Origin of the sequence: Mycobacterium sp. NPDC050441, assembly GCF_040655355.1 — a bacterium.
Classification (GTDB): Bacteria; Actinomycetota; Actinomycetes; order Mycobacteriales; family Mycobacteriaceae; genus Mycobacterium.
The window spans coordinates 806,804-831,589 of sequence record NZ_JBFAJS010000001.1 but is presented as its reverse complement, the minus strand read 5'-3'; the positions used below and the strand labels follow the sequence as shown (position 1 = coordinate 831,589).

Here is a 24,786-nt window from a genome sequence, read left to right as displayed (position 1 = left end):
CTACGGCGTCGGCACGCGGTGCAGGATACCGTCGACGAGATACTCCGGGGTGATGCCTTGGGCCGAGGCCTGGAATTTCAGGATGATCCGGTGCCGGAGAACACGTTTGGCGACGGCCTTGACGTCATCGGGTACCGCGTACGGCCGGCCTTCCAGCAGGGCGTGGGCGCAGGCCGCCCGGCACAGGGCGATGGTGGCGCGCGGGCTGGCGCCGAACTGAATGAGATCGGCCAGCTGGGGCTCCAGGTAGTTCTTGGGGTACCTGGTCGCGTTCACGATGTAGCTCGCGTACCTGACGATCGAGCGGTCGATGAACACGCGCTTGAACATGGCTTGCAGCCAGAGCACCCGCTGGGTATCGAGTTGCCCGTTGCCGGCTTCCGGATGCGCGTCGAACACCCCGCCGGCGATCCGGGCGACGACTTCCTCTTCCTCCTCGGCCGTGGGGTAGGTGAGGATGTCTTTCAGCATGAAGCGGTCCATCTGCGCTTCGGAGAGCTGGTAGGTGCCCTCCTGGTCGATCGGGTTCTGCGTCGCGAGCACCAGGAACGGGTTGGGCAGCGGATAGACCGTTCCGCCGATCGTGGTCTGACGCTCCTCCATGGCTTCCAGCATCGCGCTCTGGGTTTTCGCCGAGGACCGGTTGATCTCGTCGAGCAGCACGACGTTGGCGTGCACGGGTCCGAACGAGACCTTGAACTCACCGTTCTTCTGGTCCCAGATCTGACCGCCGGTGATGTCGCTGGGCAGCAGGTCCGGGGTGCACTGGATGCGCTGGAAACGCGCGGCCAGACTCTCTGCGAGGGTCTTCGCCGCGGTGGTCTTGGCCAGGCCGGGAACACTTTCCAGCAGGACGTGGCCGGATGCGATGAGGCCGATCAGCAGGGATTGCTGCAGGGTTTTCTGACCGACGATCTTCGCTGACAGCGCGTTCTGCAGGTATTGGACCGTCCCGCCGACCCGTTGGAGGTCCTCATGGGACAGCTGAGGTCCGGACAACTGCATGCGTATCCCCCGTCGCAGCGAGCGTGATGTCAGCTGAGCCTAGCAACGGCTAGCTGGGGGCAGCCACACCAAAAATGTTGCCCACCGACCCCTGGGGATCGGTGGGCGAACGGTGGGTGAACTCCGGCGATTACCGCCTGAACAGCTTGTTGCCCAACCACACAATCGGGTCATACTTGCGGTCGGCCACGCGTTCCTTCATCGGGATCAGCGCATTGTCGGTGATCTTGATGTTCTCCGGGCACACCTCGGTGCAGCACTTGGTGATGTTGCAGTAGCCCAGCCCGAACTCGTCCTGAGCCATGTCCTTGCGGTCCACGACGTCGAGCGGGTGCATGTCCAATTCCGCTATCCGCATGTGGAACCGCGGGCCGGCGAACGCCTCTTTGTTCTCCTCGTGGTCACGCACCACGTGGCAGACGTTCTGGCACAGGAAGCATTCGATGCACTTGCGGAATTCCTGGCTACGCTCCACGTCCTCTTGCTGCATCCGGTACTCACCGGGCTGCAGATCCTTCGGCGGGGTGAATGACGGTATCTGGCGGGCCTTTTCGTAGTTGAACGAAACGTCGGTCACCAGGTCGCGCATCACCGGGAACGTCCGCAGGGGCGTTATGGTGACGGTTTCGTCCGGGTCGAAGGTCGACATCCGGGTCATGCACAGCAGCCGGGGGCGGCCGTTGATCTCTGCCGAACAGGATCCGCACTTGCCGGCCTTGCAGTTCCACCGCACCGCGAGATCACCGGCCTGGGTGGCCTGCAGCCGGTGGATGATGTCGAGCACCACCTCGCCGTCGTTCACCTCGACGGTGTAGTCCTGCAAGTCGCCACCGGTGTCGTCGCCGCGCCAGACGCGCAGGTTCGCGTTGTAGGCACTCATGCTCAGCCCTTCCGATCGGGGTGCTCGGCCAGTTCTTGTGCGGTGTAATACTTTTCGAGTTCGGACAGTTCGAACGTGGCGAGTAGGTCTTCCCGCATCGGCAGCTGCTGCTCCGGCGTCACGGTCACGTCCGGCACCACCTGATCCTCGCCCGACGCGCGGCACACCAGCAGGGTGTTGCGCCAGTTGGCGTCCATGTCCGGGTGGTCGTCGCGGGTATGCCCGCCGCGGCTTTCGGTGCGCGCCAGTGCGGCCTTGGCGACGCACTCGCTGACCAGCAGCATGTTGCGCATATCGATGGCCAGGTGCCAGCCCGGGTTGAAGACGCGACCACCCTCGACGCTGACGTTGTGCACACGGGTCCGCAGTTCGGCCAGCTTGGTCAGCGCTTCCTCGATCTCTTCGGCCTTGCGGATGATGCCGACCAGGTCGTTCATGCACTGCTGCAGTTCGGCGTGCAGCGTGTACGGATTCTCCGGGTTCGCGTGAGATTCGAACGGCGCCAACGCCAGTTCGGTGGCCTCGATGAGTGCGGCCTCCGACACCTTGGGTCGCTCGGGCAGTGCCTGCACGTAGTCGGCGGCACCGAGTCCGGCGCGTCGGCCGAACACCAGCAGATCCGAAAGTGAGTTGCCGCCAAGGCGGTTCGAGCCGTGCATACCACCCGAGCACTCGCCTGCCGCGAACAAACCGGGCGTGCCGGCTCCACCGCTATCCGGGTCCACCTCGATACCGCCCATCACGTAGTGACAGGTGGGGCCGACTTCCATCTCGTCCTTGGTGATGTCAACCTCGGCCAGCTCCATGAACTGGTGGTACATCGACGGCAGCCGGCGCTTGATCTCTTCGGTCGTCATGCGGGAGGCGATGTCGAGGTACACCCCGCCGTGTGGCGTTCCGCGGCCCGCTTTCACTTCGGAGTTGATGGCGCGGGCCACCTCGTCGCGGGGGAGCAGGTCAGGGGTGCGCCGCGCGGAGTCGTTGTCCTTGAGCCACTGGTCGGCTTCTTCCTCGGTCTCGGCGTACTGGCCCTTGAACACCGCGGGGATGTAGTCGAACATGAACCGCTTGCCCTCGGAGTTCTTGAGCACTCCGCCGTCGCCGCGGACACCCTCGGTGACCAGGATGCCCTTCACCGACAACGGCCAGACCATCCCGGTCGGGTGGAACTGGATGAACTCCATGTTGATCAGGCCGGACCCGGCGCGCAGGGCCAGGGCGTGGCCGTCGCCGGTGTACTCCCAGGAGTTCGACGACACCTTGAATGACTTGCCGATACCGCCGGTGGCCAGCACGATCGCGGGGGCCTCGAACAGCACGAAGTTGCCGGTCTCGCGGTAGTAGCCGAAGGCGCCGGCGATCCGGTCCCCATCCTTGATCAGGTCGGTGATCGAGCACTCGTGGAAGACCTTGATCCGGGCCTCGTAGTCGCCGAGTTCCTTCTTGTCCTCCTGCTGCAGCGAGACGATCTTCTGCTGCAACGTGCGGATGATCTCGAGTCCGGTGCGGTCGCCGACATGGGCCAGGCGCGGATAGGTGTGCCCGCCGAAGTTGCGCTGGCTGATCCGGCCGTCCTTGGTCCGGTCGAACAGCGCGCCGTAGGTCTCCAGCTCCCACACCCGGTCCGGGGCTTCCTGCGCGTGCAGTTCGGCCATCCGCCAGTTGTTGAGGAACTTGCCGCCGCGCATGGTGTCACCGAAGTGCACCTGCCAGGAGTCCTTGGTGTTGACGTTGCGCATCGCCGCGGCGCAGCCGCCCTCGGCCATCACGGTGTGGGCCTTACCGAACAACGACTTGGTCACCACCGCGACCCGCAGACCGCGTTCGCGTGCCTCGATCACGGCGCGTAGTCCAGCCCCACCGGCACCGATCACGACCACGTCGTAGGAGTGCCGTTCCAGTTCCGATGAGCCGCTTGCGCGAGGACCATCAGGTTCCGATGAGCCGCTTGCGCGAGGACCATCAGGTTCCGATGAGCCGCTTGCGCGAAGAGCATCAGGAGAAGTCATGCAGTCTTTATCCCTTATTTGTGTAATTGGTTGTTAACCAATAAATCTCAGGTCCGAGATGGTTCCGCTGGCAACCAGCATGATGTAGAAGTCCGTCAGCATCAGGGTGCCCAGCGTGATCCATGCGTACAGCTTGTGGCGGACGTTGAGCCTACTGATCTGCGTCCACATCCAGTACCGCACAGGGTGTTTGGAGAAGTGCTTGAGGCGTCCGCCCGCGACGTGACGGCACGAATGGCAGGACAGCGTGTAGACCCACAGCATGATGACGTTGCCCAGCAAGATGAGATTGCCGAGCCCGAAACCGAAGCCGCTGGCGGTCTTGTCCGAATGGAACGCGATGATCGCGTCGTAGGTGTTGATGAGCGAGATGACGCCGGCGATGTAGAAGAAGTACCGGTGGGTGTTCTGGATGATCAGCGGCAGCCGGGTCTCGCCGGTGTATTTCGCGTGCGGTTCGGCGACCGCGCATGCGGTGGGCGACTGCCAGACGGAGCGGTAGTACGCGCCGCGGTAGTAATAGCAGGTCAGCCGGAACAGCAGCAGGAACGGCAGCGACAGGGCCGCATAGGGCAGCCACCACACGTCGGGAAGGATCTGTGGCCAGAAGTGGCTGGCCTCGGGGGTGCAGCCCTGGCTGACGCACGGTGAGTAGAACGGCGTCAGGTAGTGGTACTGCGGTACGTAGTAATTGCTCTGCAGGAAAGCGCGCACAGTCGCATAGATGACGAACGCGGCGAAGCCGAGATCGACGACCAGGGGCGACTGCCACCACCGATCGGTCCGGAGGGTGCGCTCGGGGATCTGCGCTCGTGTGGACGAGAAGACCCCGGTCGCGCGACGGTCAGCAGTGGGTGCGCTCACGGTTCCCTTTCTTCAGTTTCAGTTGTGCTTCGGGCGGCAGGCGCCCGTGAGCTCAGCGATATCCGCCGAGACCCTCGTCAGCGACGTCCTGCCAGAACTCGCTGCCGTATTGGGTGTCGGGGATGCCGATCTTTTCGCGGCCTGGTTTTTGTCGAGTCACGCCGTGACGCATCTCCAACTCTTCGGCATCGATGTCCAGCCGCTCGATGTCGTTGAGGATCCGCTCGGCGTCGTTCACTACGCGGCGCATGGCGGGGGAATCCCCGTACTTTGACGCCAACGTGGTGACGCAACGACGCATGTCGCCGATCAGGTTGTGCAGTTCGGAGAACTCAGTGGTGGTGGACAAGTGACCTCCTCGGGCTGAAGGTGTCGGGGCTCACAGTACGACAACCAATGCTAGCCACATCACGATCGGGACGTGATGCGCATCACGTCAGGATCCTCGACTTGCCGTTGACGAGATGAGCCCCGGGAACCGGGGTCGTAGTGTTGGTTTCGCCGGCTTCGCGGCCGGCCGAAGGACATCTGAGCAGGACATCTGAGCACCTGGAGGACCTATGAGTGAGACCACGTTGCAGGAGCGGGCCGCGGCCCTGCTGGCGCTGCACCAACCCGGCAACCCCGTTGTGCTGCCCACGGTCTGGGACGCCTGGTCGGCCAGGCTGGCGGTCGGCGAGGGGTTCTCCGCGCTCACGGTGGGCAGTCACCCGCTGGCCGAGTCCATCGGCAAGGCCGATGGCGAGGTGATGTCGTTCGACGACCTGCTGACCCGGGTACGTCAGATCACCGACGCGGTCAATGTGCCGGTGTCGGTGGACATCGAATCCGGCTATGGCGAGCGGCCGGAGCGGCTGATCGAAGGCTTGCTCGACGTCGGCGCGGTCGGCTTCAACCTTGAGGACACCGTGCACAAGGAGGACAAGCGGCTGCGCAGCCCGGCTGAGCATGCCGAGTTGGTCGGGCAGTTGCGCGCGGCCGCCGATGCCGCGGGGGTGCACGTGGTGATCAACGCGCGCACCGACCTGTTCCTGCGCAAAGACGGCGACGCCGCCGATCGTGTGGATCGGGGGATCGCCCGCCTGTCCGAGGCGGCGGCCGCCGGCGCCGATTCGCTGTTCCCGGCCGGCCTGGCCGACCCGGAAGGGTTGGGGCGCTTCGTTTCTGCGGTGCCGCTGCCGGTCAGCGTGACTGTTCCGGCCGATTCCGCAGACCTCGCCGCGTTGGCGGCCATCGGCGTGGGGCGCATTACCTTCGGACCGTTCCTGCAGGCCGTGCTGAGCGCGCGGGCCAAAGAGGTGCTCGGGCGCTGGCGGTAGTCATCCCCTGCCGAGCCGATCGGCCATTTTGTGCAAACTGCCGCTTCTCGACGTGCGTTCTGTGCCAATAATGACGCACTGATACGTCGAGCAGGCGGGATGCAGCGATGGGTTGGCGCAGAAGAAGTGTGGTGACACTGGTTGCCGCCGGTGCGGTGGTGCTCAGTGGGGTCGGCGCGGCGCCGGCTGGGGCGACGACGATGGTGCCGTTGTCGAACCACATCCGGGGGTGCGATTTCCAGAAGGGGCTGTTCCTCGACGGTATGGGGTCGGGCAGCGGGGGCGGGTTCGCCCACGTCGGATCTGACGGCGCTCAGGTAAGTGCCCAGGTGACGCTGCAGTCGGCCACGGCCGACACCGACTACCGGGTCAGGCTCATCCAGCTGCCGCGGGCGAGTGTGGCGACGTGCAATCCGGGAGATCCCGGTGTGGCGGGCGCAGTGCTGCACACCGATGCGGCCGGCTCCGCCACCATCACTGTCTCCGGACCGGCGATGGACGGTGCGACCGAGGCCTGGGTGTCGGTCGAAGGCCCCCCGGCACCCGGACGGATACGTAGCGACGTGTACAGCTCAGATTACCCGGTGAAGCTCTGAATCATCCGAAAGCCGTTGGAATCCAAGGGATTCCACCGGCTTTCGATGTCGGATCGGAATCACCTGAGTCGGACGCGGACGGCCAGCGCCGCGCACCCGATGACCACGGCGCCGCCGAGCACCGTCGACCAGGCCAGTCGTTCGTGCAGTAACAGGGCGGCCCAGCCGATCGTCATCACCGGCTGGATCAGCTGCACCTGGCTCACCTGGGTCATGGGCCCGATGGCAAGGCCGCGGTACCAGGCGAAGAAGCCCAGATACATGCTGACGGCCGCCAGGTAGCCGAACGCGGCCCACTGTGCCGGCGTCGCGTGCGGCGGTTGCTGCACGACGGCCAGCGCAGTCAAGCCCAGCATCACCGGCGCCGCGACCACCAGGGCCCAGGACACGGTCTGCCAGGCGCCGAGTTCCCTGGCCAGCAACCCGCCTTCGGCGTACCCGACGGCCGCGGCAAGCACCGCCCCGAACAGCAGCAGGTCCGGCCAGCTCAGATGGCCGAGTCCGGCGCCGTGCACCATCGCGAACACCACTGCCGCCAGGGCCCCGGCGGCGGCCAACGTCCAGAACGCGGCCGGCGGGCGTTCATGTCCGCGGAGTACCGCGCACACCGCGGTGGCGGCCGGAAGCAGTGCGACCACGATGGCACCGTGGCTGGCCGGAACCACGGTGAGCGCATACGAGGTGAGTAGCGGAAACCCTGCGACGACGCCGGCTGCCACCACGGCCAACCGCACCCACTGCCCGCCTCTGGGCAGTGCCTGCCGGGTCAGCGCCAGGGCGGCCACCGCGATGGCGGCGGCGACGACGGCGCGCCCGGCACCGATGAACAGCGGGGACAGTCCGCCGGTGGCGAACTTGGTGAACACGATGGTGAACGAGAAGGCCGTCACGCCCAGCAATCCCCACCACAAGCCAGGGTGGGATAGCGCCGACGAACTATTCCGAGTAGCGCTACTCTGTATCAACATGGATAACGATAGCACTGAGCGCATCGTGTCCGGCCTGCGAAAATGGATCACCACCGCGCCGCCGGGTGCCCAGCTACCGTCCAACCGCGCTCTGGTGGCGGACTATGCGGCCAGCCCGGTGACGGTGGCCAAGGCCATGCGCACACTGCGCAGCCTGGGTCTGGTGGAGAGCCGGCCGGGGGTCGGGACCTTCGTGCGTGCGGTGCGCAGCGCGCGTCTTCCCGACTACGGCTGGCAGACGGCCGCCCTGCGGTCCCCGCAGGCGCGGATCCCGGCACTGTCGACTCCGCTGCGTAGCGTCGCGCCCGACCTGATCGCGTTGCACTCCGGCTATCCCGTCAGCGAATTGCTTCCTCAGCGACTTGTCCGCACCGCAATCACGCGGGCCGCCCGCGGGGACGCTGCGCTGAGCCCGGCGCCGGCACCCGGCCGGCCCGACCTACAGGCCTGGTTTGCCCAGGAACTGGCTGAGGCGTTCGGCGCCGGTGTGACCGCGCCGACAGCGCGTGAGGTGATCGTGCTGCCCGGGAGTCAGAGCGGTCTGAGCTCGATCTTCCGGGCCCTGGTCGGGTTCGGGCAGCCGATGTTGATCGAGTCGCCCAGCTACTGGGGAGCCATTCTGGCTGCGGCCCAGTGTGGTGTGCGGTTGGTGCCGGTGCCGAGCGGTCCGAGAGGGCCTGAGCCCGAGGAACTTTCGCGCGCTTTCGCCGAGAGTGGTGCCCGGGTGTTCTACGCCCAGCCGAATTTCTCCAATCCGACTGGTGCCCAATGGGATCCTGAACTCACCGGCCAGGTGCTGGAGGTGGTGCGCAGTCGCGGCGCCTTCCTGATCGAGGATGACTGGGCGCATGATTTCGGCATCGACAGCACCTCCAGACCGGTGGTGGCATCCGACGACGCGGGTCACGTCATCTATCTGAGGTCGCTGACCAAGAGTGTGTCGCCGTCGATCAGGGTGGCGGCGATGGTGGCCAGAGGTCCTGCGCGCGACCGGATTCTGGCCGATCGCGGTGCGGAGTCGATGTATGTCAGTGGGTTGTTGCAGGCCGCCGCGCTGGATGTGGTGACCCAGCCGGCCTGGCGGACGCATCTGCGTGACGTGCGTCAGCAATTGCGGGCCCGGCGTGACCTGTTGATCGCCGCGCTGACCGAGCATGCGCCCGGCGTGCAGTTGGAGCAGGTGCCCCGCGGCGGGCTGCACCTGTGGGTGCGCCTGCCCGATGCGATCCACCTGCAGCGACTGGTGCGTGAGTGCGAGGCCGAGTCGGTGCTGGTCGCGGCGGGCAATGAGTGGTTTCCCGCCGAGCCGTCCGGACCGTACCTGCGGCTCAACTTTTCCGGGCCCGATCCGCAGCGCTTTGACGAGGCTGCCCGGGTCATCGGCCGGGCGCTGGCGCATCAACTGGGCTGACCGGCGTACCGCGCCGCAATCTCACATGTGCGGCGCGCGGACCGTGAGCACACCGTGACGGGCGATTCACACAGGGCGACATTTCGGCAACTTCAGGTTCCTAACCTCGCCGTATGTCGTCAACACAGAACGTCGTGGTCATCGGACACGGCATGGTGGGACACCGCTTCGTCGAGGCGTTGCGGTCCCGTGACGCCGCGGGCACCTGGCGGATCACCGTCTTGTCCGAGGAAGCTGACGCCGCCTATGACCGGGTCGGCCTGACCGGTTACACCGAGCACTGGGACCGGGGCCGGCTGGCTCTGCCGGGCAACGACTATGCCGGTGACGACCTGGTCGACTTGCGGCTGGGCTGTGCGGTGGCCGAGATCGACCGGGACGGCAGGACCGTGCGGACCGTCGACGGTCAGAGCATCGATTACGACGCGCTGGTACTGGCGACCGGCTCGTATGCCTTCGTGCCGCCGGTGCCCGGTCACGACCTGCCGCACTGCCACGTCTACCGCACGCTTGATGACCTGGACGCCATCCGGGCCGGCGCACTGGCCGCGCGTGACTCGAAAACGCCGGTCGGTGTGGTGATCGGTGGCGGCCTGCTCGGCCTGGAAGCCGCGAATGCGTTGCGCGCGTTCGGGCTGGCGACCCACGTGTTGGAGATGTCGCCGCACCTGATGGCGGCCCAGCTGGATCCGGCCGGCGGCGCACTGCTGAACCGGATGATCCGGGGTCTCGGCATCGAGGTGCACACCGGAGTCGGCACCGAGAGCATCCAACCGGTGCAGAGGCACAAGCCGCTGAAGAAATCCCAGACCGACGACTCGGTGCGGGTGTCGCTCAATGACGGCAGCAGCGTCGACGCCAGCGTGATCGTGTTCGCAGCCGGTGTGCGTCCGCGCGACGAGCTGGCCCGTCAAGCGGGTCTCGACATCGCGCAGCGCGGCGGCGTGATGACCGATTTATCGTGTGTCACAAGCGATCCCAGTATCTACGCGATAGGTGAGGTGGCCGCGATCGAGGGCCGTTGCTACGGCTTGGTGGGCCCCGGCTACACCAGCGCCGAGGTGGTCGCCGACCGGTTGCTCGGCGGCGCCGCCGAGTTCCCCGAGGCCGATATGTCCACCAAGCTCAAGCTGCTCGGCGTCGACGTGGCCAGCTTCGGCGATGCCCAGGGCCGGACGCCCAACTGCCTGGACGTCGTCGTCAACGATCCGGTGAAGAAGACCTACGCCAAGCTGGTCCTCTCCGATGACGCCAAGACGCTGCTCGGCGGCGTCCTGGTCGGTGACGCGTCGGCCTACGGGGTGCTGCGTCCGATGGTCGCCAGCGAGCTGCCCGGCGACCCGCTGTCGTTGATCGCACCGGCCGCTGAAGGCGCGGCTGGGGCCTCGGCTCTCGGTGTCGGTGCACTGCCCGATATCGCGCAGATCTGCTCGTGCAACAACGTGACCAAAGCCGATCTCAAGGAAGCCATCTGTGGTGGCTGCACCGATGTCCCCGGCCTGAAGAAGTGCACACTGGCCGGCACGTCGTGCGGCTCCTGCGTCCCGTTGCTCAAGCAGTTGCTGGAGGCCGAGGGGGTCGAGCAGTCCAAGGCGTTGTGTGAGCACTTCAGCCAGTCACGGGCCGAACTCTTCGAGATCATCAGTGCCACCGAGATCCGTACGTTCTCCGGTCTGATCGAGAAGTTTGGTACCGGAAAGGGTTGCGACATATGCAAACCCACCGTCGCATCGATCCTGGCATCCACCAGCTCCGATCACGTGCTCTCCGGTGAGCAGGCCTCGCTGCAGGACTCCAACGACCACTTCCTGGCCAACATCCAGAAGAACGGCAGCTACTCGGTGGTGCCTCGGTCGCCCGGCGGTGAGATCACCCCCGAGCAGCTGATCCTGATCGGTGAAATCGCAAGGGATTTCGACCTTTACACCAAGATCACCGGCGGCCAGCGTATCGATATGTTCGGTGCCCGGGTGGAGCAGTTGCCCCAGATCTGGGCGCGGCTGGTCGAGGGTGGGATGGAGTCCGGGCACGCCTACGGCAAATCGCTGCGCACCGTGAAGAGTTGCGTGGGCAGCACGTGGTGCCGGTACGGCCAACAGGATTCGGTGAACATGGCCGTCGAGATCGAGAAGCGTTACCGGGGCCTGCGCGCACCGCACAAGATCAAGATGGCCGTCTCGGGGTGCGCGCGTGAGTGCGCGGAAGCCCAGAGCAAGGACGTCGGGATCATCGCCACCGAACAGGGCTGGAATCTCTACGTGTGCGGCAACGGCGGGATGTCACCGCGGCACGCCCAGCTGCTGGCCGGCGACCTCGATGACGAGACACTGGTCCGCTACATCGACCGCTTCCTGATGTTCTACATCCGCACCGCGGATCGGTTGCAAAGGACGGCCCCCTGGTTGGAAGGTCTTGATGGCGGACTGGACCACCTGCGCGAGGTCGTGTGCGACGACTCCCTCGGTCTGGCAGCCGAATTCGAGGCGGCAATGGAGCGCCACGTCGCCGGCTACGCCTGCGAATGGAAGGGCGTGCTCGAGGACCCGGAGAAGCTTTCCCGCTTCGTCTCGTTCGTCAATGCGCCCGACGTGGACGATCCGACGATCACGTTCACCGAGCGGGCCGGCCGGAAGGTGCCGGGCGCTACCGATATCGGGATGCCGAAGGTCCGTGGATTCCAGGAGGCGAAATGACATTGCTCGACGACGGCAAAGACGTTTACACCCCCGGGTTCTCGGAATGGACGACGGCCTGCCGCTATGACTATCTGATGCCCTGCCGGGGCGTCGCGGTGCTGCTGCCAGACGGTTCGCAGGCGGCACTGTTCCGGCTCGACGACGGCTCGTTGCACGCGGTGGGAAACATCGACCCGTTCTCCGGTGCGGCGGTGCTGTCCCGCGGGATCGTGGGTGATCGTGGCGGGTGCGCGACGGTGCAATCGCCGATCAAGAAGCAGGCCTTTGCGCTCGATGACGGTCGTTGCCTCGATGACACCACCGTGGCGATCCCGGTCTACCGGACCAGGGTCACGCCGGGCGGGTTTGTTCAGCTCGCGGCCTGATCGGTCGCCCGGCTCCAGTGGGCGTCGCGCCCCTGGAGCTTGCGGCGCTCCACGGCGCCGCGTCGTTCGAGCACCGTCAGATTGCGGTACACGGACTCGATCACGACCGGTGCACGGAAATGCTCGTGCATGTCGTCGCGTAGCTGTGCGGTCGTCATCGGCCGGGACGTGCGTGCCAGAGTGTTCAGCAGGTGTTCACGCAGACGTTCGGCCGGGACCCGGTTACCGGGTCGCACGGCCGAGTACGCCGCCGTGGCGGGCAGCGCCCGCCGGTGTTGTCACCTGCACCTTTACCTGCACTCCCGCCGAATCGCCCGATGATCGCGATAACGATAGCTGAGTATTCGGGTCCGATCTGACACGGCGAGCCGCCGGCAAAGACGGAAGAGTTCAGTTGAACGGTCAACTACCTGTACAGAGGTGGTTTCGCCGGGAAATTTGCCAGAATTGCACCATCGGTGAATGTCATCAAAGGTGTGGTGCGCCTCTCGCTGGCTAACTAGAATAGTTCGCTGGGTGTGTTTAGACTCCCTCTCAAGGAAGCGTCGTCAGAGGGGCTGACAAGGGATGTTTGGGCGTTCGGTATTGAATCTGGTGGGGGCGGCAGCGATGCTGGGCGCACTCGGGGCAACGTTGGTGCCCTTGGGTTTGAATGCCGTGGATCGCGCCGGTGAACCCATCCCGTGCGGTAACGGAGCACATCCGGATTACCAAGTTGCCGCCCAGCAGGACCGGCTGAACCTGGATCAACACACGCTCGCCGGGCCGGGATACATGGCCAGTGATTACGTCGAGCAATGTTCGGCGATGGTCAGTGCGCGACGATCTGCGACGTTCTCGGTCGCGGGTGCCGGCGGAGCTCTCTTGATCGCGGGGTGGGCCGGGCCGCTCCTGGCGCGGTCGATCCGGCTACGCCGCAACGGGCAGGCTCAGTACCCCGGCGCGACGGAAGCGGTTCGCAATCAGCCGGACCATGCCGGGGTGGGTCCCCAGTGGTTCACTGACGAGGTCGGCGCCGGATTCACGCAGCCGGTCCTGGAAAAGCCCGTCGGCGAGCAGGTAGGACGCCACAGCTATGCGGCGATGGCCGCGGCCGCGTTGCGCGGAGACGGCTTCGGCAACACTCGGCGCGCCGGTGGCGGCGAAGGCCAGTTCTACGCGATCGCCGGTCATCGCTGACAGCAGCGCGGCGGTGCGCCGAAGGTCGGATTGGGCATTTCTGTCCGAGGTGCCTGCGGCCGCCAGGATCACTGAATCGCCTGGCCGCCATCCCGATTCGACGAGTCGATCGGCCAGAACCCGGACCGTTCCCGGGCAGGGGCCCAGCGGCTTGGTGACGGTGACGGCCGGGTGCTCGCTGGCCGCCACGTGGGCGGGTACGTCGACGCGGACGTGATATCCGGCGGCCAGGAAGGCGGGCACCACCACCGCCGGGCAGTCGGTGGGCAGGGACGTCAGAACCTCACTGGGGGTCGGCCCGACGACGTCGACGAAGGAGACGTGCACCGGCCGGCCCAGCAGGTCGGACACCCGCGCGGCGAGATCGCCGATCATCGCCACCCCGCCCGGCTTGCGGGTTCCGTGCGCCACCAGGACCAGGCTCATGGTGTCCGAGCCATCTCGGCTTCGTCGACGGCCAGCCGGTAACCCCGCTTGACCACCGTCGACACGATGTTCTTGTCTCCCAATGCAGTACGGAGCCTCAGCACCGCGGTCTCCACGGCGTGGGTATCGGTTCCGGTGCCCGGCAGCGCGCTGAGCAGATCGAACCGCGACACCACCGCCCCCGGCCGGTGCGACAGTGCACGGATGGTCGCCATCGAGGCCGGCGACAGCGACTTGACCGCGCCGTCGACCAGGACGCAGGTGCCCCGGATCTCGAGCGAGTGTCCGGCGACCCGGACGGTCCGCGCCTGTAGCAGCGGCAGCTCGTCGGTGATGTGACGGGCCAACGCGCCCAACCGCATCCGCTCCGGCGCCGAGGTCGGCACCCCCAGCCTGACCAGCGGTCGCGCGGTGACCGGGCCGACGCACATGGCATGGACGTCGGTGCGCAGCGCTGACAGCACCCGGTCGGCGATATCCATTTCGGTGGCCCGCATCAAGACCGAGGCAACCGCCATGGCTGAGGTGAAACTGACTGCGTCGAAACGTCGTTCGGCAATCCCGGCGACCATCTGGTCGAACTCACCGCCGTGTGGCGCGGGATGCCAGCGATAGACCCGGATCGGCACCACTTCGGCGCCCGCGGCCCGCAGCTCGTCGAGAAACTCGGGGAACGGATCCCAGTCGTCGGTGGCCCCGTGCAACTGCACGGCGATCCGTTGCCCCGCCACACCCTGTTCGAGGAGGTAGCGCAACACTTCCCGGGAGGATTCCGATTCGGGTGACCATTCCTCGGGCAGGCCCGCGGCCCGCAGCGCCCCGGTGGCTTTCGGGCCACGGGAGACGATGCGGGCCTTGCCCAGCGCGTCGGCGAGTTCGGCGGCCAGGCCCCACCCGTCCGCCGCGGCGAACCAGCCGCGGAAGCCGATCCCCGTGGTGGCCACCACGATGTCCGGTGGCACGGCGATGAGCGACTCGGTGTGAGCGCGTAGTTCATCGTCGTCGGGCAGCGGAACCATTGTGATGGCGGCCGCGCTGGTCACCGTCGCGCCGCGCCTGGTCAGCAGCGCGCTCAGCTCGTCGGAACGTCGGGCGGAGGTCACCGCCACACGAAAGCCGGTGAGCGGTGCCCAGTCGGGCTCGTTCATGGGTTCAGTGAAGGTTTCTCGTGTTTCCAAGTGATTACCCGGCCATTGCCGAGGCGTGTCGGTCTTCCGGGGCCGTTGTGACGCCCGTCGCAGCAGGCCGGCGGACGTAGCGGAACCAGGTGCATATCGAGGCCAGCACGTAGAAGGCCAGGAAGATCCAGAATGCGGCGGTGGCTGATCCGCTGGACAGGTACGACTGGCGCAGGGCCAGGTTGATGCCGACACCGCCCAGGGCGCCGATCGCGCCGGCGAATCCGATCAATGCGCCCGACATCGACAGGGACCACCGCTGCCGCTCTTCCTCGCTGACCTGCAGGGAGTGGCTGCGGGCCTCGAAGATGGACGGGATCATCTTGTAGACCGAGCCGTTGCCCAGGCCGCTGAGCAGGAACAGGGCGATGAACCCGATGACATAGCCGATCATCATCAGGCCGTTGGCCGCACCGGCGGTGTGATCGTCGAGCACGCTGATCGCGACGAGCAGTCCGGCCGCCAGGATCATGCCGCCGAACACCGCCAGGGTCACCCGTCCGCCGCCGATCCGGTCGGCCAGCTTGCCGCCGTAGACCCGCGACAGTGAGCCGAGCAGCGGGCCGATGAAGGCGATCTGCGCGGCATGCAGGGATGCCTGTGCCGCGGTCTGGCCGCCGGCGGTGAAGTTGATCTGCAGAACCTGGCCGAAGGCGAAGGCGAAGCCGATGAAGGATCCGAAGGTGCCGATGTAGAGCAGCGAGATCACCCAGGTATCACGTTCTACCAGAATCGCTTTCATTGCTTTCAGGTCGATCTTGTGCTGTTCGAGGTTGTCCATGTAGAGCGCTGCGCCGATACCGGCGACGGTCAGTGCGACGAGGTAGACGGCGCAGACCCAGTACGGGGCCCGGTTGCCCGCCGTGGCGATGACCAACAGGCCGACCAGCTGGATCATCGGCACGCCGATGTTGCCGCCGCCGGCGTTGAGGCCCAGTGCCCAGCCCTTGAGGCGTTGCGGGTAGAAGGCGTTGATGTTGGTCATCGAGGAGGCGAAGTTGCCGCCGCCGAAGCCGGCCAGCGCGGCACAGAGCAGGTAGGGCCACAACGGCAGGCCGGGATTGGCCAGCAGCACCATGGTTCCCACCGTGGGGATCAAAAGCACGAAGGCGGAGAACACGGTCCAGTTGCGACCACCGAACGTCGCGGTGGCCAGGGTGTAGGGGATCCGCAGGCATCCGCCCACCAGAGTGGCCGTCGCGCCCAGCAGGAACTTGTCCCCGGCCGTGAAGCCGTATACGGCCTCGGGCATGAACAGCACCATGACCGACCAGATGGACCAGATGGAGAAGCCGATGTGTTCGGCGAACACCGACCAGATCAGATTCCGGCGCGCGATGTATTTGTTTCCGGATTCCCAGGCCAGCGTGTCCTCGGGATCCCAGTTGGTGACGCGATTCGACTTCAGCAGAGTGGGCATGGCGCACACGCTAGGAAGCGTTTATTGCCCTGATGCGCCCTGCGGTGACCCGGCCGTGAAATTCCGCTCACCCGCTTCGCGGAAGGTGTGTGAGCCCGTGTTGTTCTGGTGGTTACCAGACGTCCCCGTCGCGCCAATCGCAGGTGATCTCGGCGGTGGTATCGAGTTCCAGGCCTGCCGGCAGATCGATCGGCAACACGAACAGCGACCGGTCGTCCTCGGGTGTGCGCGTCACACCGGCAGGCCGCAGCACCGACGTCGTGCCCTGCCAGGGCACCCACCCGCGGGCGAGGTACATGTCCCTGGCCGCGTCGGACGAACTGAGGGCGCCGAGTTGGTAGGCGCCGCGCAGGACCTGTTCGACGGCGTCCATGACGGCGGTCGCCAGGCCTTGGCCGCGCCAATCCTCGCGTACCGCCACGGCTTCCACGTAACCGCAGCGCAGCGGGGTGTCGCGGTAGATCAGCCGCCGCTGGACCACTGCGGCATGCGCGATCAGGGCGCCGTGGTGGCAGATGAACGCGTGCATGCCGCCGAGTGAGTGCTCCCAGTCGGCGTCGCTGAAATCGCCCTCGAACGCCTCGATGACCATGCGTCGGGCACCCTCGCGGGTCTCGTGGTCGAGATCGGAGGTGTGAACCAGGCGCGCGGTGTGCAGGATCCCGCCTCGGACGGACGGCGAGCTCACATCCTGGAAAGGCACACCCATGTTCTACCAGCGCCACGCGCCGGTGTCTCTACCTTGGCCGGGGACTAACCCTCGAACGGTCGGCGCGGGTGTGCCCAGTGCAACCGCACGGTCTGCCCGGGGCGGACCTGTCCCAGCTTGTCGATGTCTTCGTCGGTCACCACACCGATCACCGGGTAGCCGCCGGTGACGGGGTGGTCGGGGCCGAGGATCACCGGAAAACCGTTGGGCGGTATCTGGATTGCTCCGCGGGTCGCGCCCTCGCTGGGCAGCTGACGGTCCGGCCAGCGGTAGTCCAGCGGCATGCCGACCAGGCGCATCCCGACCCGGTCGCTGCGGGTGGTCACCTGCCAGTTGGTCCGGATCAGGACATCGGGATCGACGAACCAGTCGTCGCGCGGGCCGGGCACCACATTGAGTTCCAGCACGTCGTCGCTGATCGACGCGACCGGGGCCTGATCCGTTTCGGGCAGGTCGGTGGTGTGCTCACCGACAGGCAGAATGTCGCCGGGTTGCAGCGGAGCCGGCCCGATCGCCGACATCACGTCGTAGCTCCGTGAACCCAGAACCGGTTCGACGGCGATGCCGCCGCGGACCGCCAGGTAGCTGCGCAGGCCCGAATGCGGGGCGCCCAGGGAGATCACCTGGCCGTCGTGCACATGGTGAATACTGTTGGTGCCGAACGGTATTCCGTTGACGGCCGGGTCAGTGTCGGCGCCGGTGACCGCGATCGAGACATCGCCGCCGACCACCCGGGCGGAGAACCCGCCGAACATCACCTCGATGGTCGCGTTCTCACCGGGGTTGGCAACCAGGCGGTTCGCCAGGGTGTGGGCCCGACGGTCGGCGGCACCTGAGCGGGTGACACCGAGGTGGGCCATTCCTGGGCGGCCGAGATCCTCGACGAGGGCCAGGGGTCCGGTGCGCAGTACTTCCAATCTGGTGGTCATGGTGTGCTCCTCGCCGACTAGCCGATGGCCCGGAACTGCACCCACGTACCGGGGGTGAGCAGCGCCGGTTGGTCTCGATGAACGTCGAACATCACTGCGTCGGTGCGCCCGATCAACTGCCAGCCACCGGGCGACTGTCGCGGGTAGATGCCGCTGAACTCGCCGGCCAGTGCCACCGCCCCGGGCGGGACGCTGGTGCGGGGTTCGGCTCGGCGCGGTACCTGTAGTCGTTCGTCACCGCCCACGAGGTAGGCAAATCCAGGTGCGAAACCCATGAATCCGACCTGCCACTGGCTTCCGGTGTGTGCCGCGATCACCTGTTCCGGGGTCAGCCCGGTCAGTGTCGCCACGTCGCGCAGGTCGGCACCGTCATAGACCACGTCGATGGTCACGTCGGCCTGGCCGACCGGGCGGACCGGGGCTGACCCGGGTTGAAGCTGCAACTTGCCCAGCCGTTGCCGCGTGGGCGCCTGGTAGCGGGGATCGGCCAGTTTGATCAAGATCGTGCGTGACGCCGGCACGATATCGACCACACCCAGGAGTTGGGCCGCCGTGAGACTGGCGGTCCACGCCAAAACGTCGGCAGTGCTGTCGAACTCGAGCAGCAGAGCCTGATCGCCATAGTCGCGAGGGGTGCCGGGGTTCAGGCTGGGTCCCGTCGCGTCCATCACCTCTGATGTCACACTCATGACCTGAAGCTACCCGCGAGTAGCTAAGAAAGCGCCCGCTCTATGAACCTTGCCAGAGGTGCCTTATCGAAGCCTCAAACGGCGAGCTGATATGTGGGCTCGCGACGCTTGATTGTGGCGATCACGCGGTAGGTGATCGGCAGCATGATCACCTCGACCGCGGTCTTGTAGATCCAGCCCAGCGCGGTGTAGGTGACGAAGTCGCCGAAGGTGCTGATGCCGATCGCACTGGCCGCGATACCGCAGAAAACGAGGGTGTCACCGAGTTGGCCGGCGAAGGTGGATCCGACCAGGCGGGCCCACAGGTGCTTCTCCTTGGTGCGTTCCTTGATGGCGACCACGACCCAGGCGTTGATGGTCTGCCCGACGATGAACCCGGCCAGGCCCGCCACGATCAACTGGGTGTAGGCGTGGACGATGTTCTCGAAGTGCTCCTGGTTGGTGTAGAAGTCCGCTGCAGGTAGATAGATGGTGACCCAGAATGCGAGCGCGGCAAGGGCATTCATGGAGAACCCGAGGAAGATGGCGCGGCGGGCGGCCTTGAATCCGTACACCTCGGAGAGCACGTCGCCGATCACGTAGGTGAGCGGGAAGACGATGAACCCGCCGTCGGTGATGATCGACCAGTTGCCGATGACCGGTCCGAAGGCGACGCCCTTGGTGGCGGTGACGTTGGAGACGATCACCAGGGCCGTGAAGATCGCGACGAGCACCGGATAGTAGGCCGAGCCGACGATGGCGGTGCCGCGGTGCTCGGAGTGTTCCTGGGTGCTTGTCACCCGGTCATCTTGTCAGGTCAGCGCCCGGTTGAGCAGGGGCGGCAGGTGGTCGGCCACCAGGGGGTAGGACAGCGGCGAGGCGAATGCGATGGCGCCGGACAGGTCTTTGGGGGTGAAAACGTGCCGTTTGCGGGTGGTGGCCTTGAGCTCGGCGATTCCCGGATCGGCCAGCAGGGCGTCGCGTTCCTCATCGCTCTCGGTGGTCCAGATCAGCACATCGGCGGCGTCGAGCACGGGGGCGAAGTCCGAGCGTGGGATCAGCTCGGGTGTCGGGGGCACGACGAAGCCCATCTGGGTGAGAAATTCGGTACGCCATCCCGTCTGGGTCTGCACACTGTCGCGGAACAAGGTGCCGCTCAGCAGCATGGCCTTCTTGCCGGCGAACCGCGGGTTGTTGGTGGCCACCGCTTTGAACCGGTCGTCCACGCCGGCGACCAGTCCCGTCATTGCGTCGTTCTGGAACAGTGCCTGGCCGATGAGGGTGGCCTGGTCGCGCCATGGTCCGAAGAACGCGTCGGGGCCGGGCTGCGCGATCGTCGGGGCGATCTCGGAGAGTTTGGCGAAGGTGTCGGCATCGAGTCCGGCATTGGTGGCCACGATCAGGTCCGGTTTGAGCGCTGCGATCGCGTCGACCTGGATCCCGTCGGCCAGGCCGAGCACGGTGGGCTGGGCGGCCCCGAGCTTCGGTTGCGCCCAGGGCCACACCGCGAACGGCTCACCGCCGAACCACTCGGTCGTCGCGACCGGCACGACGCCGAGGGCCAGCAGGTCGTCCTGCTCGGAGAATCCCGCGCTGACCACCCGTTGCGGTGGCCCCGGGATGTTGGTGTCACCGAACAGGTGGCGGACGGTCACCGAACCGTCTTTCGCAACTACGCCGGGCTTTTGCGTGCTACATGCGGCAACCAGGGCCATCCCAGCGGTGACCGTGAAAAACCGTCGCCGCGACCAGGTTGTCGCCACTTAGCCAGGGTAACCGTTTAGCTACCCGGTGGCGAAGGTCCCGAACAATCCGCCGAACAGGACCGAGGCCAAACCCAGTGCGACCACGATGTTCACCACGGTCGCCGCGGCGAACAACAGGACGGGCCGCCATCCGGCTTCCTTCAGGCCGCGTAGGGAGAACTCCAGCCCGATGGCCACGAAAGCGAAGATCAGGAACCAGGTCCGGAGATCGTTCACGGTGGCGATCGCGGCCTTGCCGTTGGCGGCGAACTGCAGATACAGCGTGCCGATCACCGATGCGGCGATGAAGCCGAGCACGAATTTGGGGAAGCGGTCCCAGAATTCGCGCAGGGACGGGCGTGCCACCGCCGGGTCAGGGTTGTCAGACTTGCGTTCGACTTTCAGGGCGAAGTACGCGGTGAGGGCGATCGCGACGATGCCGATCAGTGCGTTCTGCGTGGTTTTGACGATCGTGGCGATCTGCAGCGCCTGTTCACCGGCGATCGTGCCTGCGGCGGCCACGGCCGCGGTGGTGTCGATGTTGCCGCCGATCCAGGCTCCGGCGACCGCGTCGGACAGTCCGAACACATCGGCGAGCCAGGGCAGCAGGAAGATCGAGGGTAGTGCGAACACGATGACGAGCGATGCGGCATAGGCCAGTTGCTCTTTCCGGGCCTGAACCGCGCCCGCTGCGGCGATGGCCGCGCTCACCCCGCAGATGGAGACCGCCGACGCCAGCAGCGCCCGCAGTTTGTCATCGAGGCCGAGCCGGCCGCCCAGCCACCAGGTGAACCCAAAGACGATCGAAATCAGAAGGAGCGCTTGGATGATCGCCGGTCCCGCGGCAGTGGCGAGCACCTTGAGGTTGATCGACGCTCCCAGCAGGACCAGGCCGGTCTTGATGAAGAACTCGGTGCGAAACCCTTGGGAGAGGGCGTCGCGGAGGGCGAACCTGGCCAGGATCGCGTTGCCGGCCAGGCCGAGAGCGATTGCATAGACCGGGAATTCGACTGATTTGGCGACTTTGGCCAGCGGTGTCCCGGATGCCCAGTGGGGCACCTGGGTTTCCAGGAATCGGGTCGCCGCGCCCAGCGCGATGACCACGAGCGCACCGGCGACGGCGTAGCCGATCTTCGGCGAGCGCTGTTCGGATAGTTCCTCGGTGCTGGTCATGGGATCACGCTGCCGGGGATGGCGCCGACGAGCACGAGGGTCAGTAGGGTGAGGCCGACGATCACGGCCAGCCAGTCTTCGTTCACGCGCGTCAGGCTAGGTAGCACCCGGTTCCGCAGGGAGGCTTGCGATCTTCGCGAGTTCAACCGGTTACGAACTCCGCCGGTGCCCCATGCAGAATCGTCGGCGACGGGTTATTGTCGATCGCGCCTATTGGGCGTCCCCCGGTTCTATTCTCGGGTGAACGGGACCGATTGAGGAGTGGTCATGCGGAGCATGTGGCGTCCGGTGTTACTCGGACTGACCGGTTTGACCATCCCGATCGCCATTTCCATTGCCGCCGCGCCGGCCGCCGTCGCCGACTGCGTCGATGCCGGCGGTTCCACGGTGTGCGCACAGGGCAGTGTCCGCGGCGGGGGACCGACGCCGCCGAAGGCCGGTCCCTACTACCCGTATCCGTGTGCCAACGACTGGTATTGCGGCGACTGGGGCCTGGAGATCAACCTCGACCCCGGCCGGCCTGACAACGGCGGTGGTGGAGGCGGCGGCGGTTGGCGCCCGGGCCGTCCATGAGCCTCAGCTCATTCATCCGAGTCGACTTAGGAGCCACGATGTTCAGCCGTGTGATCGCCTCCGGCGCAATCAGCCTGTCGCTCTTGGCCGTTGGCGCGCCCGTCGCTGCTGCCGAGGGGCCGAACTGCACAGCCGCCGACCTGGCCGGGGTGATGGCCGGGGTCCGCGCGGCCACGTCGGCGTATCTGTTCACCCATCCCGACGTGAACGCGTTCTTCACCAGCCTCAAGGGACAGTCGAACGACCAGATGGCCGATTCGGTGCGGGTCTACCTCCAGGACAAGCCGCAGATCCGGGCCGAACTGACGGGGATCCGGCAACCGGCGACTGATTTCCGCAACCGCTGCGGATAGTCGCATTCACAACATGAGGTAGCTCAGGTCCGGACCAACCCACGCAGGAGCACCGCCAGGCCGTATTCGAATGCATCGTCGGCACGCGCCGGCCTGGGTGCGCCGGTGGCCAGTGCGGCGGTCAACTCCGGGCCGACTGGATCCCCGGACTCCCACGGTTTGTCGGGGGCGGTGAGGTCGAGGGCCGACCCCAGCACGTAGTTGTCGACCAGGGTGATGGTCCGCAGCGTGTCGGTGGGGCTGAACCCGGCGCGGGCCAGGGTGACGGCCAGTGCGTTGTACATCGTCAGAGCCTGGCGACTGTTGACGGCATGCGCGGTGAGCAGGGGAATCAGTCGCGGGCAGCGGGCGAAGCTGTTGCGGTACGAGCGCATGATGTCGGCCAGGGTCTCCGCCCACGGCCGGTCGGCGTCGATGTCGGGTAACTCGACTTCTGACATCGCCCGTTCGCGGAGCAGTTCGACGATCTCCTCGCGTCCCGAGACGTGGTTGTACAGCGATGACGGGCTGACCTTGAGCTTGCGGGCCAGTTCGGGGATGGTGAATCCACCCGTTGTACTGACGAGATCCATTGCCGCACTCGCGATCCGGTCCGTTGACAGGATCGGTATCGATGGACGCCCCATAAATCTGTCCCCCTTGATTTCATCCCACCGCTTTACAACGGGGTGGTCTGGGTCACAGAATAAACGAATTCTATTCGCTTTAGGAGTCGCATGACCACTCTCTTCCACGGCGGTGCCGTCTGGACACCCTCGACCACCACCGATGCGCTGCTCGTCGGCGATGGAGTGGTACAGGCGGTGGGTGACGACGCATTGGCATCGGCGGCCGATCGGAAGATCGACCTCGAGGGCGGCTTCCTGATGCCGTCGTTTGGTGACGGTCATGCGCACCCGCTGTTCGGCGGTCTGGAGTCGGCGGGCCCCGCGGTTCGACCCTGCCGGTCGATCGACGAGATCGTGGCAGTGGTCAAGGAGTTCGCCGACGCGAACCCCGATCAGGAGTGGATCGTGGGCGCGTCGTATGACGGCAGCCTCGCCCCCGGTGGCTTGTTCGACGCGCGATGGCTCGACGCGGCGGTCCCGGACCGACCGGTGGTATTGCGGGCCTGGGATTACCACACCGTCTGGGTCAACTCGGTTGCGTTGCAGCGCGCCGGTATCACTGCCGACACTCCCGAGCCGGTGCTCGGTGAGATTCCGCGCCGTGACGACGGCTCACCGCTGGGCACCCTGCGTGAGTGGGGTGCCACAGACCTGGTGACCGCGGCCATGCCGGCCCTTGACGACGCGGTGCGGATCGGCGCTTTGGGCACGGCCGCCGACTACTACCTGGCACGCGGGGTGACGTGGGTTCAGGATGCGTGGGTTGAGCCGGCAGAACTGGACGCCTACCTCGCTGCTGCAGGACAGGACGCCCTACGCATGCGGTTCAATCTGGCGTTCTATGCCGATCCGCGCCACTTCGATACGCAGGCAACCCAATACGCCGCGGCCAGGGACCGGGTCCAGGCGTCGGGCTCTCCGCTGTTGACCGCGCAGACGGTGAAGTTCTTCGCCGACGGCGTGGTGGAGAACGAGACCGGCGCACTGCTGGAGCCGTACTGTTCGGGCCTGCACTCGCACGGCATGCGGTTGTGGGAGGGCGACGCACTGGCCGAGGCGGCCAAGAAGGTCGACGACCTGGGCCTGCAGATCCACATTCACGCCATCGGTGACGCCGCGGTCCGCCAGGCGCTGGATGCCATCGAATACGTTGCGCGGCACAATGGTCCGCGGGACCGGCGGCCGGTGATCGCCCATGCTCAGCTGGTGGACGACGACGACCTGGGCCGGTTCGCCGAGCTCGGGGTCATCCCGAACATGCAGCCGTTGTGGGCGCAGATGGATGCCCTGATGACGGTGCTCACGATCCCGCGGCTCGGGGCGCAACGGGCGGACCGGCAGTACCGGATGCGCACGCTGGAGAGTTCCGGTGCCGCGCTGGCGTTCGGATCGGACTGGCCGGTTTCCTCGGGTGCGCCGCTGGATGGCATCGCCGTCGCGGTCTCGCGGTGCACATCCGAGGGTGAGCCGGTGGGTGGCTGGACTCCGCAAGAGGTCCTTCCGGTCGAGCACGCGTTGTCCTCGTACACCGGAGCCGTGGCGTATCAGGCGTTCTCAGAGGGTAATTGGGGCCAGATCGTGCCGGGCGCGAGTGCTGACCTGGTGTGGTTGGACCGTGATCCGAGGTACGTCGCCCCATCGGAGCTTCCCGCGGTGAAGGTGCGCGCCACCTATCTGCAGGGCACGCAGGTCTATTCGGCCGCGGAGTGAGA

25 protein-coding genes are annotated in these 24,786 nt (G+C 66.3%); 8 read left to right on the top strand and 17 right to left on the bottom strand.

Annotation, left to right across the window (positions count from 1 at the left end; translation table 11 throughout):
* The 5 genes from AB0I14_RS04155 to AB0I14_RS04135 all read right to left on the bottom strand — a co-directional run bounded on the left by AB0I14_RS04155 (position 1) and on the right by AB0I14_RS04135 (position 5,107).
* The gene (locus AB0I14_RS04155) at positions 1-1,005 is read right to left on the bottom strand and encodes an AAA family ATPase (protein WP_358016181.1); all 1,005 of its coding nucleotides are present in this window, start codon (positions 1,003-1,005) and stop codon (positions 1-3) included.
* A 130-nt stretch (positions 1,006-1,135) separates the two neighbouring features.
* The gene (locus AB0I14_RS04150; RefSeq protein WP_358016178.1) at positions 1,136-1,885 is read right to left on the bottom strand and encodes a succinate dehydrogenase/fumarate reductase iron-sulfur subunit; all 750 of its coding nucleotides are present in this window, start codon (positions 1,883-1,885) and stop codon (positions 1,136-1,138) included.
* 2 nt (positions 1,886-1,887) lie between these two features.
* Positions 1,888-3,786: a fumarate reductase/succinate dehydrogenase flavoprotein subunit gene (locus AB0I14_RS04145; RefSeq protein WP_358016790.1), complete on the bottom strand. Its 1,899-nt coding sequence runs from the start codon at positions 3,784-3,786 to the stop codon at positions 1,888-1,890.
* A 141-nt stretch (positions 3,787-3,927) separates the two neighbouring features.
* A complete protein-coding gene (locus AB0I14_RS04140; protein ID WP_358016175.1) occupies positions 3,928-4,758 on the bottom strand; it encodes a hypothetical protein in 831 nt (276 codons plus the stop codon).
* 52 nt (positions 4,759-4,810) lie between these two features.
* Positions 4,811-5,107 (bottom strand): hypothetical protein, encoded by a 297-nt coding sequence (locus AB0I14_RS04135; protein WP_166907934.1) that lies wholly within the window; start codon positions 5,105-5,107, stop codon positions 4,811-4,813.
* Positions 5,108-5,318: 211 nt separating this feature from the next.
* Between AB0I14_RS04135 and AB0I14_RS04130 the strand changes: the two genes are divergently transcribed.
* Entirely contained in the window at positions 5,319-6,077 is a 759-nt protein-coding gene (locus tag AB0I14_RS04130) for an isocitrate lyase/phosphoenolpyruvate mutase family protein (protein ID WP_358016172.1), read from the top strand.
* A gap of 131 nt (positions 6,078-6,208) precedes the next feature.
* Complete coding sequence (locus tag AB0I14_RS04125; RefSeq protein ID WP_358016169.1) at positions 6,209-6,673, top strand: hypothetical protein; 465 nt, start codon at positions 6,209-6,211, stop codon at positions 6,671-6,673.
* A 59-nt stretch (positions 6,674-6,732) separates the two neighbouring features.
* Here the strand turns inward: AB0I14_RS04125 and AB0I14_RS04120 are convergent, their stop codons facing one another.
* On the bottom strand, positions 6,733-7,641 hold the full coding sequence (locus AB0I14_RS04120; protein WP_358016166.1) for a DMT family transporter: 909 nt from the start codon (positions 7,639-7,641) through the stop codon (positions 6,733-6,735).
* Here AB0I14_RS04120 and AB0I14_RS04115 point away from each other — a divergent pair.
* From AB0I14_RS04115 to nirD, 3 genes are all read left to right on the top strand, one after another.
* Positions 7,640-9,052 (top strand): PLP-dependent aminotransferase family protein, encoded by a 1,413-nt coding sequence (locus AB0I14_RS04115; protein WP_358016163.1) that lies wholly within the window; start codon positions 7,640-7,642, stop codon positions 9,050-9,052. The two genes, AB0I14_RS04120 and AB0I14_RS04115, sit on opposite strands and share 2 nt — an antisense overlap.
* A 113-nt stretch (positions 9,053-9,165) precedes the next feature.
* Complete coding sequence (gene nirB / locus AB0I14_RS04110) at positions 9,166-11,745, top strand: nitrite reductase large subunit NirB (protein WP_358016160.1); 2,580 nt, start codon at positions 9,166-9,168, stop codon at positions 11,743-11,745.
* Complete coding sequence (gene nirD / locus AB0I14_RS04105) at positions 11,742-12,113, top strand: nitrite reductase small subunit NirD (protein WP_358016157.1); 372 nt, start codon at positions 11,742-11,744, stop codon at positions 12,111-12,113. The genes nirB and nirD overlap by 4 nt, the downstream gene beginning before the upstream one ends.
* On the opposite strand, the gene AB0I14_RS04100 is transcribed toward nirD, so the two are convergent.
* The 10 genes from AB0I14_RS04100 to AB0I14_RS04055 all read right to left on the bottom strand — a co-directional run bounded on the left by AB0I14_RS04100 (position 12,098) and on the right by AB0I14_RS04055 (position 21,540).
* Positions 12,098-12,349, bottom strand: coding sequence for a transcriptional repressor (locus AB0I14_RS04100; RefSeq protein ID WP_358016154.1), 252 nt, complete (start codon positions 12,347-12,349; stop codon positions 12,098-12,100). The two genes, nirD and AB0I14_RS04100, sit on opposite strands and share 16 nt — an antisense overlap.
* Before the next feature lie 673 nt (positions 12,350-13,022).
* Positions 13,023-13,718 (bottom strand): sirohydrochlorin chelatase, encoded by a 696-nt coding sequence (locus AB0I14_RS04095; RefSeq protein WP_358016151.1) that lies wholly within the window; start codon positions 13,716-13,718, stop codon positions 13,023-13,025.
* Positions 13,715-14,866 carry a uroporphyrinogen-III synthase gene (locus tag AB0I14_RS04090; protein WP_358016148.1) on the bottom strand — a complete coding sequence of 384 codons (1,152 nt, stop codon included), beginning with the start codon at positions 14,864-14,866 and terminating at the stop codon, positions 13,715-13,717. The genes AB0I14_RS04095 and AB0I14_RS04090 overlap by 4 nt, the downstream gene beginning before the upstream one ends.
* A 34-nt stretch (positions 14,867-14,900) precedes the next feature.
* Positions 14,901-16,307, bottom strand: a complete 1,407-nt coding sequence (locus tag AB0I14_RS04085; RefSeq protein ID WP_358016787.1) for a nitrate/nitrite transporter — start codon at positions 16,305-16,307, stop codon at positions 14,901-14,903.
* Positions 16,308-16,428: 121 nt separating this feature from the next.
* Positions 16,429-17,019: an aminoglycoside N-acetyltransferase AAC(2')-Ib gene (gene aac(2')-Ib, locus AB0I14_RS04080; protein ID WP_358016145.1), complete on the bottom strand. Its 591-nt coding sequence runs from the start codon at positions 17,017-17,019 to the stop codon at positions 16,429-16,431.
* 50 nt (positions 17,020-17,069) lie between these two features.
* A complete protein-coding gene (locus AB0I14_RS04075) occupies positions 17,070-17,954 on the bottom strand; it encodes a 5-oxoprolinase/urea amidolyase family protein (RefSeq protein ID WP_358016142.1) in 885 nt (294 codons plus the stop codon).
* Positions 17,955-17,971: 17 nt separating this feature from the next.
* Positions 17,972-18,622: an allophanate hydrolase subunit 1 gene (locus AB0I14_RS04070; RefSeq protein WP_358016784.1), complete on the bottom strand. Its 651-nt coding sequence runs from the start codon at positions 18,620-18,622 to the stop codon at positions 17,972-17,974.
* A gap of 95 nt (positions 18,623-18,717) precedes the next feature.
* Positions 18,718-19,422 (bottom strand): queuosine precursor transporter, encoded by a 705-nt coding sequence (locus AB0I14_RS04065; protein WP_358016139.1) that lies wholly within the window; start codon positions 19,420-19,422, stop codon positions 18,718-18,720.
* 12 nt (positions 19,423-19,434) lie between these two features.
* Positions 19,435-20,385 carry an ABC transporter substrate-binding protein gene (locus AB0I14_RS04060; protein ID WP_358016136.1) on the bottom strand — a complete coding sequence of 317 codons (951 nt, stop codon included), beginning with the start codon at positions 20,383-20,385 and terminating at the stop codon, positions 19,435-19,437.
* Positions 20,386-20,406: 21 nt separating this feature from the next.
* Positions 20,407-21,540 carry a putative sulfate exporter family transporter gene (locus AB0I14_RS04055; RefSeq protein ID WP_358016133.1) on the bottom strand — a complete coding sequence of 378 codons (1,134 nt, stop codon included), beginning with the start codon at positions 21,538-21,540 and terminating at the stop codon, positions 20,407-20,409.
* Positions 21,541-21,816: 276 nt separating this feature from the next.
* On the opposite strand from AB0I14_RS04055, the gene AB0I14_RS04050 reads away from it, so the two are divergent.
* Together AB0I14_RS04050 and AB0I14_RS04045 are read left to right on the top strand one after the other, a co-directional pair.
* Complete coding sequence (locus AB0I14_RS04050) at positions 21,817-22,113, top strand: hypothetical protein (RefSeq protein ID WP_358016781.1); 297 nt, start codon at positions 21,817-21,819, stop codon at positions 22,111-22,113.
* 38 nt (positions 22,114-22,151) lie between these two features.
* A complete protein-coding gene (locus AB0I14_RS04045) occupies positions 22,152-22,466 on the top strand; it encodes a heme-binding protein (protein WP_358016130.1) in 315 nt (104 codons plus the stop codon).
* 23 nt (positions 22,467-22,489) lie between these two features.
* Here the strand turns inward: AB0I14_RS04045 and AB0I14_RS04040 are convergent, their stop codons facing one another.
* Positions 22,490-23,092, bottom strand: a complete 603-nt coding sequence (locus AB0I14_RS04040; RefSeq protein WP_358016127.1) for a TetR/AcrR family transcriptional regulator C-terminal domain-containing protein — start codon at positions 23,090-23,092, stop codon at positions 22,490-22,492.
* 90 nt (positions 23,093-23,182) lie between these two features.
* Here AB0I14_RS04040 and AB0I14_RS04035 point away from each other — a divergent pair, with 90 nt between their 5' ends.
* Complete coding sequence (locus AB0I14_RS04035) at positions 23,183-24,784, top strand: amidohydrolase (protein WP_358016124.1); 1,602 nt, start codon at positions 23,183-23,185, stop codon at positions 24,782-24,784.
* Positions 24,785-24,786 lie beyond the last annotated feature (2 nt).

Coding starts and splice junctions, on each gene's coding strand:
- AB0I14_RS04155 (WP_358016181.1), bottom strand. CDS start 1,005: ATGCAGTTGTCCGGACCTCAGCTGTCCCATGAGGACCTCCAACGGGTC.
- AB0I14_RS04150 (WP_358016178.1), bottom strand. CDS start 1,885: ATGAGTGCCTACAACGCGAACCTGCGCGTCTGGCGCGGCGACGACACC.
- AB0I14_RS04130 (WP_358016172.1), top strand. CDS start 5,319: ATGAGTGAGACCACGTTGCAGGAGCGGGCCGCGGCCCTGCTGGCGCTG.
- AB0I14_RS04115 (WP_358016163.1), top strand. CDS start 7,640: ATGGATAACGATAGCACTGAGCGCATCGTGTCCGGCCTGCGAAAATGG.
- AB0I14_RS04120 (WP_358016166.1), bottom strand. CDS start 7,641: ATGTTGATACAGAGTAGCGCTACTCGGAATAGTTCGTCGGCGCTATCC.
- nirB (WP_358016160.1), top strand. CDS start 9,166: ATGTCGTCAACACAGAACGTCGTGGTCATCGGACACGGCATGGTGGGA.
- nirD (WP_358016157.1), top strand. CDS start 11,742: ATGACATTGCTCGACGACGGCAAAGACGTTTACACCCCCGGGTTCTCG.
- AB0I14_RS04095 (WP_358016151.1), bottom strand. CDS start 13,718: ATGAGCCTGGTCCTGGTGGCGCACGGAACCCGCAAGCCGGGCGGGGTG.
- AB0I14_RS04090 (WP_358016148.1), bottom strand. CDS start 14,866: ATGAACGAGCCCGACTGGGCACCGCTCACCGGCTTTCGTGTGGCGGTG.
- AB0I14_RS04075 (WP_358016142.1), bottom strand. CDS start 17,954: ATGACCACCAGATTGGAAGTACTGCGCACCGGACCCCTGGCCCTCGTC.
- AB0I14_RS04070 (WP_358016784.1), bottom strand. CDS start 18,622: ATGGACGCGACGGGACCCAGCCTGAACCCCGGCACCCCTCGCGACTAT.
- AB0I14_RS04055 (WP_358016133.1), bottom strand. CDS start 21,540: ATGACCAGCACCGAGGAACTATCCGAACAGCGCTCGCCGAAGATCGGC.
- AB0I14_RS04050 (WP_358016781.1), top strand. CDS start 21,817: ATGTGGCGTCCGGTGTTACTCGGACTGACCGGTTTGACCATCCCGATC.
- AB0I14_RS04045 (WP_358016130.1), top strand. CDS start 22,152: ATGTTCAGCCGTGTGATCGCCTCCGGCGCAATCAGCCTGTCGCTCTTG.
- AB0I14_RS04040 (WP_358016127.1), bottom strand. CDS start 23,092: ATGGGGCGTCCATCGATACCGATCCTGTCAACGGACCGGATCGCGAGT.
- AB0I14_RS04035 (WP_358016124.1), top strand. CDS start 23,183: ATGACCACTCTCTTCCACGGCGGTGCCGTCTGGACACCCTCGACCACC.